This window comes from Streptomyces coeruleofuscus, from assembly GCF_039532725.1.
GTDB classification, from domain to species: Bacteria; Actinomycetota; Actinomycetes; order Streptomycetales; family Streptomycetaceae; genus Streptomyces; species Streptomyces coeruleofuscus.
This window is the reverse complement of record NZ_BAAASE010000008.1, coordinates 312,037-324,400: the sequence shown is the minus strand read 5'-3', so window position 1 is coordinate 324,400 and position 12,364 is coordinate 312,037. Positions and strand designations below refer to the sequence as shown.

9 protein-coding genes and 1 tRNA gene are annotated in these 12,364 nt (G+C 73.2%); 5 read left to right on the top strand and 5 right to left on the bottom strand.

The window, feature by feature from the left end; translation table 11 throughout:
• Positions 1-84 precede the first annotated feature (84 nt).
• Together ABFX81_RS30070 and ABFX81_RS30065 are read right to left on the bottom strand one after the other, a co-directional pair.
• A complete protein-coding gene (locus ABFX81_RS30070; protein ID WP_086841009.1) occupies positions 85-1,320 on the bottom strand; it encodes a hypothetical protein in 1,236 nt (411 codons plus the stop codon).
• Positions 1,317-1,883 carry a DUF4365 domain-containing protein gene (locus ABFX81_RS30065; protein WP_086841007.1) on the bottom strand — a complete coding sequence of 189 codons (567 nt, stop codon included), beginning with the start codon at positions 1,881-1,883 and terminating at the stop codon, positions 1,317-1,319. The genes ABFX81_RS30070 and ABFX81_RS30065 overlap by 4 nt, the downstream gene beginning before the upstream one ends.
• 169 nt (positions 1,884-2,052) lie before the next feature.
• On the opposite strand from ABFX81_RS30065, the gene ABFX81_RS30060 reads away from it, so the two are divergent.
• The gene (locus ABFX81_RS30060; RefSeq protein ID WP_086841006.1) at positions 2,053-2,781 is read left to right on the top strand and encodes an exonuclease domain-containing protein; all 729 of its coding nucleotides are present in this window, start codon (positions 2,053-2,055) and stop codon (positions 2,779-2,781) included.
• 70 nt (positions 2,782-2,851) lie between these two features.
• Here ABFX81_RS30060 and ABFX81_RS30055 read toward each other — a convergent pair.
• Positions 2,852-2,923: transfer RNA gene (locus ABFX81_RS30055), tRNA-Val, on the bottom strand.
• Between the two features lie 39 nt (positions 2,924-2,962).
• Positions 2,963-3,409: an SRPBCC family protein gene (locus ABFX81_RS30050; RefSeq protein WP_086841004.1), complete on the bottom strand. Its 447-nt coding sequence runs from the start codon at positions 3,407-3,409 to the stop codon at positions 2,963-2,965.
• A 62-nt stretch (positions 3,410-3,471) separates the two neighbouring features.
• On the opposite strand from ABFX81_RS30050, the gene ABFX81_RS30045 reads away from it, so the two are divergent.
• From ABFX81_RS30045 to ABFX81_RS30030, 4 genes are all read left to right on the top strand, one after another.
• On the top strand, positions 3,472-5,910 hold the full coding sequence (locus tag ABFX81_RS30045) for an SCO7613 C-terminal domain-containing membrane protein (protein WP_086841002.1): 2,439 nt from the start codon (positions 3,472-3,474) through the stop codon (positions 5,908-5,910).
• A 137-nt stretch (positions 5,911-6,047) separates the two neighbouring features.
• The gene (locus ABFX81_RS30040) at positions 6,048-7,709 is read left to right on the top strand and encodes a helix-turn-helix domain-containing protein (RefSeq protein WP_086841000.1); all 1,662 of its coding nucleotides are present in this window, start codon (positions 6,048-6,050) and stop codon (positions 7,707-7,709) included.
• Positions 7,710-7,956: 247 nt separating this feature from the next.
• On the top strand, positions 7,957-9,324 hold the full coding sequence (locus tag ABFX81_RS30035) for a type III PLP-dependent enzyme domain-containing protein (RefSeq protein ID WP_346138927.1): 1,368 nt from the start codon (positions 7,957-7,959) through the stop codon (positions 9,322-9,324).
• 11 nt (positions 9,325-9,335) lie between these two features.
• Positions 9,336-9,542 (top strand): hypothetical protein, encoded by a 207-nt coding sequence (locus ABFX81_RS30030; RefSeq protein ID WP_086855715.1) that lies wholly within the window; start codon positions 9,336-9,338, stop codon positions 9,540-9,542.
• A 53-nt stretch (positions 9,543-9,595) separates the two neighbouring features.
• Here the strand turns inward: ABFX81_RS30030 and ABFX81_RS30025 are convergent, their stop codons facing one another.
• The gene (locus tag ABFX81_RS30025) at positions 9,596-12,331 is read right to left on the bottom strand and encodes an exo-rhamnogalacturonan lyase family protein (RefSeq protein ID WP_086846618.1); all 2,736 of its coding nucleotides are present in this window, start codon (positions 12,329-12,331) and stop codon (positions 9,596-9,598) included.
• Between the last annotated feature and the right edge of the window lie 33 nt (positions 12,332-12,364).

Genomic DNA, 12,364 nt, shown 5'->3' with positions numbered 1-12,364 from the left:
CCTGACTGAAGGTGGGTCGCGGCGCCATACCGGAGCGCGCGCACGAGTATGGATCGTACCGACCCGGGACCGCCCACCGCGAAATCAGTCCCCGCTGTCCCCTCCGCAGGCCTCCTCGAAGAAGGCCGCCATCCCGGCGTTCTCCTGGAGCGCCTTCATGAGGCGGTCCCGCTCGGCGTCGTCGACCTGCACCGGTACGACGCCGTGGGCGCCGGTGAGACGCCGGAAGCCGCCCCGGCTCTCCAGCCGCCCCTGGACCCGCACCGGCAGTCCGACGAGGTGGGCGTGCCCGGCGATCCGGTAGGCCTCCTCGTCGAGGGTGATCCGGACGTGGGGTACGTCGGCCCCGGCCAGCACCCGCAGCCGTACCGTGCCCTCGCCGCGCGGCCCCGGCCTGCGCATCCGTACCACCGCTCCCGTGATCCGCACCGGTTCGGAGGGTTCCGCGCGCAGGTAGCGGGCGCCCGCCTCGCGCAGCACGGGCAGGTCGCCGGGTGAGAACTCGACGGGCTCGGCGGAGGGCGCGCAGCCCTCGGGCACACCGGCGGCCGGGGCCCACTCGACGGCGATCCGGGCACCCTCCGTGCCCCGGACCAGGGCGACGAGGGCCTCGGTGAGCTCATGGCTCACCCCCGCCTCGACCGCTGCGTCGAAGGCGTCCATGCCGCCCGTGGCGCGCTGGTAGTCGACGGCCTCACGGGTGGCGTACAGGGCCTGGTGGAGGCGTACGGCCAGGGGACGGCCACCGGTGACGGGCACGAAGGCGGTGAGCCGGCCGTCCGTCGCGGAGCCGACGAGGACGTCGTCCAGGGCCGCGGCGGCGGAGCGCCGGTGGCGGGCGCCGTGGTAACCGGCCCGGGCGCGCGTGGCGAGGGCCGCCGCGAGCAGCATCCGGCGGGCGGCGGTGCGCAGCCGGTCCTCGACGGTCCAGGGCGCCGCACCGGCGGGCCCGGCGGGGACGTCGTGCCACCAGCGGATCTCGTCGCTGGGGACGGCGAGGGAGACGAGGACCTCACGGGCGGAGGGCGAGCCGCTGCGGGACAGGGCGAGCAGGGCCTCGGCGAGCAGGTCGTCGCTGTCGGGGAAGGCACGGCTCTCGGGCACGAGGAGACTGGTGCCGCTGCCGCCGGGGCCGGGCGGGGTCCAGCGGCCGTAGCGTCCCGGGGCGCCGCCGCGCCGCTGCCAGCCGTGCCGCCGGAGCAGGGCGCTGAGCACGGCCGGGTCGACGTCCACGGGCTCGGGCGGAGCGCCGCTCCAGGGGGTGTCGACGGGGTGGGGCCGCACGGGCCTCAGTGGCTCCTCGGTCGGGCGGTGCGTCACGGTTTCCCTCCCGTCCCGACCCGCGTCATGATCTCGCACAGCGCCCGGTCGTCGAAGATGCGTGAAGTCGGTATCCGCACGGTGGTACGGCGGCGGCCGGTGATCGGCTGGCCGGCGAGGTTGGTCCAGTAGCAGCAGTGCCTGAGGTCGAGCCGGTCGTGGCCGGCGCTCAGCCAGTCGTCCTGGGCGCGCGGCACCAGCATCACCACCAGGATCTTGTGCACGGACACCGGTGTGCGGGCGAGCTTCGCCAGGTGGTCGTTGTCGAGGGTGAAGGCGAAGGTGCGGCCCGGTGGGTTGGGCGGCACCTGGTAGGTGGCCTTGAGCTGCACCTTGATGGTGACCTCGTCGTCGACGGTGTGCCCGGGGGCGCTGTGGCTGACGTGCCAGTCGATGCCGTTGTCGGGGAACGGCTGGGAGAGCGAGCAGCCGGCGGCCGCCGCGACGGCGTGCAGATAGCCGACCTGCAGTGTCTCCATGCAGGCGGTGGTGGCGAGAGTGCCGCGAGAGGGAGCCGTGCGCTCGGGCAGCAGCCCGCCCCGTTCGGGCTGCGCTATGGCCATGGCCGACAGCCTTCCAGAACAAGTGATTCCCCACTGCGGGCCGCTGAACTGCGCGGACCCGTACTCCTGTTGTCTCCTTCCGGCGTACGGCGCAAACAGCCCGGGTATCACCGAATCGGGCAGCGGACGGTGCGTCAACTGCCGAAGGTGAACGAGGGGTTGTGTGGCTATGACGACGTGCTGGTATGAAGGGCCGCTGGCCGCCTTCGACACGGAGACGACGGGCGTGGACGTCGAGACCGACCGCATCGTGTCGGCCGCCGTCGTCGTCCAGGACGCCCCGGGCGTCCGGCCGCGGGTCAGCCGCTGGCTGGTGAACCCGGGCGTGCCGGTGCCCGCCGAGGCGACGGCGGTGCACGGGCTGACGGAGGAACACCTCCAGCGCAACGGCCGGTGGCCGGCGCCGGTGATGTTCGAGATAGCGCAGGCGCTCGCCGAGCAGGCGCACGCCGGCCGCCCGGTCGTCGTGATGAACGCGCCGTTCGATCTGACCCTGTTCGACCGGGAGTTGCGCCGGCATCGCGCCTCGGCCCTGGGCCGCTGGTTCGAGTCGACGCCGCTGTACGTGCTCGACCCGAGGGTTCTGGACAAGCACCTGGACCGCTACCGCAAGGGCCGCCGCACCCTGACCGACCTGTGCGCGCACTACGGCGTCGCCCTGGAGGGCGCGCACGACGCGGCTGCCGACGCCGTGGCGGCGCTGGAGGTCACCCGGGCGGTCGGCCGCCGTTTCGCGTCGCGGCTGGAGCGCCTTGGCCCCGGCGAGCTGCACACGCTTCAGGCGGTGTGGCACGCGGCGCAGGCCCGGGGGCTCCAGGCGTGGTTCGCGCGCAGTGGTGTGGACGAGGCGGTCGACCCGGCATGGCCGCTGCGTCCGGACCTGCCGGCGGCGGCCTGAGCACCTGGGCAGGACACCTGCGCGGGGCATGAAAAAACCGGTCCGTCTGCGACGGACCGGCTGTTTCCGGTGGGCGATACTGGGTTCGAACCAGTGACCTCTTCGGTGTGAACGAAGCGCTCTCCCACTGAGCTAATCGCCCGGGAACGCACTGAACAATACAGGTCCCGGCACCTTTCCTTCAAACCGTTCGGAGGTGCCTGGCCAGTCCGCGCGCTCCCGTGCGCATCATCAGCCGGTGATTGACCCGGAAGGCCGGCCGGCACGGCACGGCGAGCCGCCGCAGCAGCGGCTTGCGGACGTCGACGACCTGGTCGTACCGCGCGCGAGTCCCCGCCCCGTCCGGGGTGAGCGTCCAGCGTGCCCAGCCCTCCATGTCACCGGACAGAGCGATCTCCAGCACGCCGGCCACGGGGTCACGTCGCACCTCCCGCGCCGTGAAGGTCATGTCGTACGGCAGGACGGAGCGGATCCGGACCACCCCCGTGGTGTCGTCGAGCCGGGTCACCTCCCGGACCTGGCGCCACCACCGGGGGTAGTCCTCGGCGCGCTCCAGCGCCTCGTACACGGGGGCGGGCGGCGCGGGCAGGGTCCACAGCGTGCGGAAACGGTAGTGGTTCCAGTCCATGACCGCAGTCTGCCCACGTACGGTGCGGGTCTGTCTGAGTACGCGCCTGAGTACCCGCACTCATGCCGTACGGGGTGACGGGGACCACACTGCCGGTCATGACGCACCTTCCGCCCCCGGCCGAGGAGTTGCGGCTCCTCGATGCCGAACTCCGGCAACTGGACTCCCGCCGCACCCAGTTGCTGGCCCGTCGCGCCTGGCTGGTCGCGACCCTGCAACAGGCACGGCAACAACCGCAGCAGGCCTGGGCTCAGGCGCGGACGCAGCCGCCACCCGTCGCATGGTCCCGCCCGGAAGCCGCCGCGCCCAGCGTGCAGAACGTGCTGCTGGTGCTCGGCGGTGTGCTGCTCACGCTCGCGGCGGCGGTGTTCACGCTGGTCAGCTGGGGACACATGGGCATCACCGGGCGGGCGCTGGTGCTCGGCGCGGTCACGCTGGCCGCGCTCGCCGGGCCGGCGCTCCTGCTGAAGCGGGGGCTGCGCTCGACGGCCGAGTCCGTGGCGGGGCTGGGCCTCGCGCTGACCGTCCTGGACGCCTACGCCCTGCACGAGGCCGCGCTCGCCGGGACGGACGGGACGGGGTACGCGGCGGCCGCGGCGGCGGTGCTGGCGGTGATCTGGTCGGCGTACGGCCTGCTGCCGGCCACGGCCGTGCTGCGTCTGCCCCTGCCCTGCGCCCTGGTGGCGGCCCAGTTCCCGCTGTTGCTGTGGGCCCTGTCCGCCGACGCGGGTTCGTATGTGATCAGCGCCGCGCTGCTGGTGACGGCCGGGCTGGACACGGTGGTGGCGCTGCGGGTGACGGGCGCTTCCGTACGGATCTGCGCGGTCGTCGGCGGGTACGGCACGGGCGGCTGGGGCGTTCTGGGTGCCGGCTGGCTGTCCGTGACGGCCGACGGCCCGGGTGCTGCCGCCCGGGCCGGGGCGCTGCTCCTGCTCGCGGCGGCGATCGCGCTGGGTGCGGCCTGGCGGGTCTCGGGTCCGGGCGTACGGCACGCCCTCGGTCTCGCGGCGGCCTCGGGGCTGCTCACCGTGGGTGCGCTCGGCGGAGTGGCTCGCTTCGGGGTACCGGCGGAGTGGGCGGTCCCGGTTCATCTGGCCTTCGGTGTCGCCCTGCTGGCGGTGCTGCGGGCCGGGCGGCTGCTGCCGGACGCGGTGCGGCACGGGGTCGCCTGGGCCTCCGCGGTCGTACAGGCGCTGGCTCTTCTGTGGGCGCTGCCCGTCGTCGCCCTGGTGGTGATGGGACCGGCGGGCTGGTTGGTCCGTGTGTGGAGCGGTGCGCCGTCGGACGCCCGTGCGGCGGTCGCCGTCGAGGCGCCCTGGCCGTCGGACGCGGCGGCGGCTCCCGTTGTGCTGCTCGCGGTCGCGGCCGTACTCGCCTCGGCGGTCCGCGCGGAGCAGTGGCGCCCGCGCGCCCGGCTCGGTGCGCTGGGTCTGCTGTGGGCCGCGGCGCTGCTGCTTCCGGCGATCCTCGCGGTTCCCCACCTCGCGGGGATGTCGGTCCTGGGCGTCATGACGGCGGCCGCGCTGTACCTGGGCCGGACCACGACGTCCGGCGCGCGGGTCACCGCCCTCGTCCTGGCCCTGGTCACGGCCGTCGACCTCACCCTCGTCTCCCTGGCCTCCCAGACCGCGACGCTGGTCGTGCTGTCCGTGCTGACGGCGCTGCCGGCCGCGGCCTCGTGGCGGACGGGCCTCGCCCCCTTCACGGCTCCGGCCGCCCTCGTGTACGCCGCCGCCCTGGCCTCGGCGACGGGCGCCGCCGTGGACTGGCCGCCGGCCCGGACCGCCCTGCTGGTGCTGGCCGTTCCCGTGGCCGCCGCCCTGCTCGCGCCGCGTCTCGGTGCGCAGCGGGCGACGGTGCCGGTCGAGGCCACGGGAGCCGCCGCCGGCCTGCTCGCCGTGGGGCTCGCGGTCACCGATCCGCCGCTGCTCGCCCTGGTGCTGGCGCTGTGCGGCGTCATCGCCGCGGGCACGGCCCTGCGTCCGGACCGCCGTCCCGTCGGCTACGCGGCCACTGCCCTGTTCGTGCTGGCCGCCTGGGTGCGTCTGGCGGCGTGGGAGGTCGGCACGCCCGAGGCGTACACGCTCCCGGTGACCGTTCCGGCGCTGCTCGTCGGCGCCCTGCGCAGGCGCCGCGATCCGCGGGTCTCCTCCTGGACGGCATACGGCCCCGGACTCGCCGCCACGCTCCTGCCGAGCCTCGTCGCCGCCTGGGGCGACCCGCAGTGGACGCGGCCGTTGCTGCTGGGCACGGCGGCACTGCTGGTCACCCTGCTGGGTGCCCGGCACCACCTCAAGGCGCCGCTGGTGCTGGGCGGTGCGGTGCTGGCCCTGGTCACGCTGCACGAACTCGCCCCGTACGTCGTGCAGGTGGCCGGGGCACTCCCCCGCTGGGCGCCTCCCGCCCTCGCCGGACTCCTGCTGCTCGCACTCGGGGCGACGTACGAGCAGCGGATCCGGGACGTGCGGCGGGTGCGGGACGTGCTGGGGAGGATGAACTAGCCCTGGTGCCGCGCCGTCGGTGCCTGCGCGTGCCGAACGGGCGTCTCGACTGCGGACAACGCCCGTGATGTCATACGTTTTCCGATTGGCCGCTGACGGCAGGCGACGCGGTCGGGCGGGAGCCGGGGGGAGACATCATGACGGACCTGGAGGAATCGGCGGGGCGGGGCACGGGCGCCGAGGACCGGGGAACACTGGAGCACCTGCTCTCGGTGGTGGGGGCGGGAGCCGTGGAGTTGCACACGGCCCCGGAGGGACTGCGGACGAGCGTCACCGGCGTCCATGTGCTGGACGCCCTGGAACCCGTCATCAGGCCGCGGGAGTTACTGCTCGCCGTCGGCGTCGACCCGCGGTCGGCACATGCGGTCGACGTGGTGCGCCGGGCCGGTGAGGCGGGTGCGGCCGGTGTGGTGTTCGGCCCGGGGCGCCCGGTGCCCACCGCGCGGGCGTTGCAGGCGGCCGCTGAGGAGGGCGGCACGGCGGTGCTCTTCCGCACCGCCTGGTGCACCTGGGCACAGCTCGTGGGGGTGCTGAGGGCGGGGCTGGCCGCGGCGGGCGTACCCCCGATGCCCGCGACCAGCGGCGTGCGCCTGGGCGATCTGGAGTCACTGGCCGACGCGGTGGCGGCCCTGGTGGGAGGCTCGGTGACCATCGAGGACACGGACTCCCGGGTCCTGGCGTACTCCTCCACCGAGGAGAACGTGGACGAGATGCGCAGACTGACCATCCTCGGTCGTCGCGTGCCGCCCTGGCGGGTGGCGGCCATGCGGGAGGCGGGGTTCTTCCAGGCGCTGTGGGGTGCGGGCGACGTGCTGCACCGGCCGGCCCACGGCCAGGACCCGGAGCGTCTGGTCGGCGCCGTACGGGCGGGCGGAGAGTCGCTGGGGTCCATCTGGGTGGCCGCGGTCGCCGGCCGCCCGCTGTCCCCGAACGCCGCTGAGACCCTGCGCGCCGCGGCCCGGACCGCCGCCGCCCACCTGCTGCATCACCGTACCCACAGCTCCGACGGCCGCCTGCTGGAGGACGCGGCCCGGGCGTTGCTGGAGGACCGCGGATCCGTCGAGGTGCTCGCGGAGCGGGCCTCACTGCCGCCCCGGGAGCCCTGTGCCGTCCTGGCGGTGGGAACCGGGTCCGGCCGCCACGGGGACGACGACCCGTCCGGGCTGTACGGGCTGCTGACCCTGCACTGCGCGGCCCTGGGCCACCGCGTCGTGGTTGTCCCGGCGGGGGGCAGGATCCTGGTGCTGCTGAGCGGGCTGGAGCGCGATCCGGAGCGGGCCGACCGCCAGGTGACGCGGCTCGGCGAATCGCTGGCCGGACAGCTGTCGGCGACGATCGGCTCGTCGGTGAGGGTGGGGCTCGGAGACGTGGTTCCCGGGCTGGCACGGACGCCCGCGTCACGCCGGTCGGCCGAGCGGGCCCTCCGGGCGCTCATCGCGGCGGCCGGGCCACGCACCGTCGCGCGGAGCGAGGACGTCGCGGACACGGTGGGCGTCCTCCAGGTCGTCGACGCCCTGCGTGACGTGGCGCTGCCACAGCGCACCTCGGTGGCCCGGCTGAGGGAGTTCGACGCCGCTCACAGCGGCAGTTGCCTGGTGGGCACCCTGCGCGCCTATCTCGACCACTTCGGTGACGTGTCCGCCGCCTCGCTCGCGCTGGGTGTGCATTCCAACAGCCTGCGCTACCGGTTGCGCCGGATCACGCAGGTGTCGGGGCTGGATCTGGAGAGTCCCGACGCCCGGCTGCTCGCCCAGTTGCAGTTGCGTCTGGAGGGGGACGCCGACGGCGCACGCCCCTGAGCGGTCCGGCACCGAGGCGCGGCCGCGTGCCGTCCACCGCTTGGCCGCAACCACCATCGAAGGGCCTCTCCTTCGTCGTACCGCACAAGGCCCCGGCGCGGCCGGTGGGTTGTTGCGTTCCACCGCCGTGGGCGAGGCCCTCGTCTTTGACGACTCGACGAAGACGCCGTCCCGGTGCGGACAACAGTCTGGTACTCCGCCCCGGGACGGTCCCGGGCGCTGCGCGTACGACACCGGAAGGCTCACCATGACCGGACTGACCCCCGCCGCCGAGCGGCGCGAACGGATCCTCCAGGAAGCGGTGTCGCGGGGACTGCTGGACGCCGAGCGGTCCCAGCTGGCCGCCTTCGTCGACCTCGACGGCGTCGCCGCGACGGTCGACTCCCTGCACCGTGCCTTCCCTGCGTCGCCCCGTGTGCTGCACGCGTTCGCCGCCAAGGCGAACTGCCTGGTGCCGGTGCTGGCGGAGCTGCGGCGGCTCGGCATGGGCTGCGAGGTGGCCACCGCGGGCGAACTGGCCCGCGCGCTGGCCGCCGGATTCGCGCCGGATCGGATCGTCTTCGACTCTCCGGCCAAGACGGAGGCCGAGCTGCGGCGTGCCCTGGACCTGGGCGTGGCCGTCAACGCGGACAACCACCAGGAACTGGCCAGGATCGACCGGGCCCTGGGCGACCGCGTCCCGGTGTCGAGGATCGGGGTGCGCGTCAACTCCCAGCTCGGCGGCGGCAGTATCGCAGCGATGAGCACGGCGACCAGCACCTCGAAATTCGGCATCCCCCTGGCGGACCCCGGAAGCCGACGGCGGTTGCTGCGCGCCTACCACGACCACCCGTGGCTCACCTGGGTGCACACGCATGCCGGCTCGCAGGGCTGCCCGCTCGACCTCATGGCCGGCGGGGTGGCGCAGGCCGTGGCGTTCGCCGAGGAGGTCAACGCCTCGCTCGGACGGCGCCAGGTAGTCGGCATCGACATCGGCGGCGGACTGCCCGTCAACTTCGCCGACGACGAGACCGCGCCGACCTTCGACACGTACGTCCGGCAGCTGCGCGCCCAGGCGCCCGCGCTGTTCTCCGGCGGGTACGAGATCGTCACCGAGTTCGGGCGTTCCGTCCTCGCCAAGAACGGGTTCACCGCCGCGTACGTCGAGTACACGAAGAGCATGGGCGGGCGGCCGATCGCGGTCACCCACGCCGGTGTGCAGGTGGCCACCCGGACCGTGTTCAACCCCGACGCCTGGCCCCTGCGGATCGAGGCGCACGACCCAAGCGGGAGGGTCAAGCGGGGCGGACCGGTCCGCCAGGACATCGCGGGCCCCGCCTGCTTCGCGGGGGACCTGCTGGCGCGTGACCGCGCACTGCCCCTCCTGGAGCCCGGCGACATCATCGCCGTCCCGGACACCGGCGCGTACTACTTTTCGACGCCGTTCCACTACAACAGCCTGCCCGAACCCGCCGTGCACGGGGTCCGGACGGGCGGTGACGGCCGTGTCCGCTTCGAACTCCTGCGTCCCGCGCAGGACCCGTGGGACGTGCCGGGCCCGGGTGGCCACGGCGCGCCCCTGCGGCAACGGGCGCACGAGCCCGTGCACGGTGCCGTCGGCCGCGGCGTCGGGTAAGGAGCACCGAGGTGGCACAGGCCGGCCGTCGAGGGCCCGGCCGGGACGGACCGCTCCTCAGTCAGCGCGCCGCGATCGTCTTCCTGCTGGCAGTTCTGGTCGGCATCGGTGCCACTGTTCTGGCGGCGCTGGCCGGCAAGGGGTGGCCGGTCGCGGTGAGCGTCGGAGGCGGGGTCGTGGCCCCGGCCGTCCTGTTCTTCAACCAGATCATCGACTAGACGAGCGGATCCCGGTGGCTCGCCACGGGGATCCGCCAGTCCAGCCCTCCCCGCTACGGCATCTTGTCCCCCAGCAGTGCCAGGTTCTCGATCGCGGCGAGGCCGTACAGCGAGGTGTCGTTCGTGGACACCCAGGGTGCCTCGCTGCCCGGCACCAGGGTGAGCGGGCCGCTGAGCTTCTCCGTCTTCCAGGGCGCGGACTCCTTGTAGCCGTCGGAGTTGTAGAACTTGTCCCACGCGCGCTTCGCGAGCTTCTCGTCGCCGGACTGGACGGCGGCGTAGGCGTCGAGGCGCGAGTGTCCCTGGAAGAGGATCAGGGAGCCGAAGTTGCTGCCGTAGCGGGCCGCCTGTTCGGCCTTGGTGGCGTTGAAGTAGCGGCAGTAGTCGAGGTACGCCTCCTTGAACTTCGGCACGTCGACGAGGTCGATGAGCTCGGCGCACAGCTCGTTGAGGCCGAAGACGGCCGACAGGTGCGAGACCTCCACCTTGGGCTGGGCGGCGACGGCGAACCTGCCGGTGTCCAGGTCGTACAGGCCACTGCCCTGGACGAAGCCGTTGGGCTGCGCGGCGATGGTCTCCATCGTGGACAGCACGCGCGCCTTGGCCTTCTCCCACTTGGGGCCCTTGCGCTCCCACTCGGTCAGCCACGCCGAGACCAGGCCGCTCCAGTCGGTGCCGAAGCCGATCGACAGGGCGTGCCGGTCGGGCGTGTACGGCTCGGTGCGGATCTTGCGGAGCGGGTCGAGGGCGAGGAACGTCTCGTCGGAGTCGACGTTGGCGTGCATGAGGTCGCCGACGCGTTCGTCCGCCGTGAGGAAGTAGTAGTAGCGCCGGTACGTGGTGTTGGCGATGCGCTGCTGCTTGGCGCTGTCGGCGAAGTGCTGCACGCCGTGCCGGGTGCCGAGGCCGGCCCACTTGCCCAGGTGGTAGACGTCGACCTCACCCGTGTGCCGGGTCATGGCCTCGGCGAAGCGGAAGATGTCCGAACGGCCGCTTCTCAGGTACGCGTACCAGAGCCACAGGTCCGGCGACAGCTCGGAGTTGTCCCAGGCGTAGCCGCCGACGTCGTAGCGCCACTGGTGCCGGACGGTGTCGTAGGTGTGCATGATGTCGCCGTAGTCCCAGAAGCCGTACCACCGGCGCATCTCCACCTGGTCCTTGTAGTAGGTGAAGAGGAAGTCGAGGTGGTCCTCGATCTTGGCCTTGGCGGGGGTGGAGCGGTCGGGTTCGGCGTACAGGCCCTTGCCGAAGACGCCCGCCTTGATGAGCTGCTTGGGCGGGGCGGCGAGCTGCGGCAGGACCCGGACGGCCTCGACCTGCTCGGCGAGCTTCTCGGCGCTCGGGGTGGACTCGTTGGCCCAGAAGAGCAGTTCGGAGGTGCGGGCGATGCCGTACGGGGTGCCGAACTCGGGCTCGTAGTCCTCGTAGGTGATGTTGAGGCCCTCGATCTGCTCGGGGAAGGTGTCCTGGCCCATGCCGTCGTGGTAGAAGCGCATGTCCATGGGCTGGGCCTCGGGAGACCAGAGCCAGAGGGTGACCTCGGCCTCGTCGGTGTGGGCCTCCCGGATGTCGAGTTGGGCGGGGAACTTCTCCCAGAAGTCGCGCAGGCCGAAGGAGAGTCCGCCGCTCACCCCGCCGACGTACCCGAAGCCGGAAGCGCGCCGGCCGCCGCCGGCCCCGATCCAGCCGTAGCCCTTCTTGGTGCGCTTGCGCAGGGTGAAACCGTCGGCGGACAGCTGGGAGAGGGTGTAGTCGCCCCACTCGGGGATGTACTGGAGCCGGGTGGTGACCCGCTGGTCCCAGGTGGCCGGGTCGGGCAGCTTCTTGCCCTCGTACTGCGCCGCCTGCACGGCCGCGCCCGGGTCCCGCCGCAGGCCGGTGATGCCCTTGACGGCCTCACGCAACAGGCCGGTGCCCTCGCCGCCGATGCGGATGTGACGGTCGTACGACTCGTCCCGCATCGGCACGCTGAAGCGGACTCCGAGGCCGCGGACGAAGTCTCCGCTCGCCTTGCCGGGCTCCTGCTTCCCGTCGTAGGTGATGGTGTGCACCATGCGGAAGGAGTCGGCTCCCGCGTAGAAGTACAGCCGGATGGAGAAGGGCAGCCAGCCGCGGCCGCCCTTGCGGTGCTTGCCGTCGATGCGGACGACCGCGCGGACCGGGCCCTCCTGCTCGACGGTGACCTTGTCGACGGCGCCGTCGAAGCGCTCGGTCTTGACCGCCCCCTGGTCCTCGTCCTCGATCTCGGGCAGGCGGATCAGCACGAGCCGGCCGTTCCTGGCGATCTCGGTGGAGCCCCGGGTGACCGACTTGACGATCGTGGAGCCGGACTTGCCGATCTTCGCGGTGATGACGCCGGTGGAGATGTCGATGGTGCCGCCGCGCTTGTCGACGGTGACCTTCTTCTGCGGTGCGGCGGGCGTCCCGGCGGTGAGGGTGAGCTTGCCGTCGCCCGAACCGACCGCGTGGGCGGTCCACTTGAGGGAGCCGTCGGGCCAGTAGGCGATCGGCCACGACTGCACGGGCACGGCCTTGCCGGCCGCGTCCGTCAGCGCGAAGGTCTGGTCCTTCTGATAGGCGCCCTTCGGCCAGGGGACGCCGACGGTGGAGCCGGGCGCCGCGCCGAGGCCGCCGTCCTCCAGCCAGTCCAGGGTCACCGGGTCGGCGTCGGCGGGCTCGGCTCTGGGGACGGCCCGCGCGTCCTGTGTCCCCAGGGCCCAGCTGAACTGGGCGGCGGCTCCGGCGACGGCGGCCGCCTTGAGAAGGTTCCTGCGGGGGATGGGAGACATAGAGAGGCTGCCTTTCCTTGTCCGTGCGGGAAG

Bases quoted from the DNA above. Each gene is read 5' to 3' on its own strand.
- ABFX81_RS30065 (WP_086841007.1), bottom strand. From the start codon at position 1,883: ATGGCCATAGCGCAGCCCGAACGGGGCGGGCTGCTGCCCGAGCGCACG.
- ABFX81_RS30060 (WP_086841006.1), top strand. From the start codon at position 2,053: ATGACGACGTGCTGGTATGAAGGGCCGCTGGCCGCCTTCGACACGGAG.
- ABFX81_RS30050 (WP_086841004.1), bottom strand. From the start codon at position 3,409: ATGGACTGGAACCACTACCGTTTCCGCACGCTGTGGACCCTGCCCGCG.
- ABFX81_RS30045 (WP_086841002.1), top strand. From the start codon at position 3,472: ATGCCGTACGGGGTGACGGGGACCACACTGCCGGTCATGACGCACCTT.
- ABFX81_RS30040 (WP_086841000.1), top strand. From the start codon at position 6,048: ATGACGGACCTGGAGGAATCGGCGGGGCGGGGCACGGGCGCCGAGGAC.
- ABFX81_RS30035 (WP_346138927.1), top strand. From the start codon at position 7,957: ATGACCGGACTGACCCCCGCCGCCGAGCGGCGCGAACGGATCCTCCAG.
- ABFX81_RS30025 (WP_086846618.1), bottom strand. From the start codon at position 12,331: ATGTCTCCCATCCCCCGCAGGAACCTTCTCAAGGCGGCCGCCGTCGCC.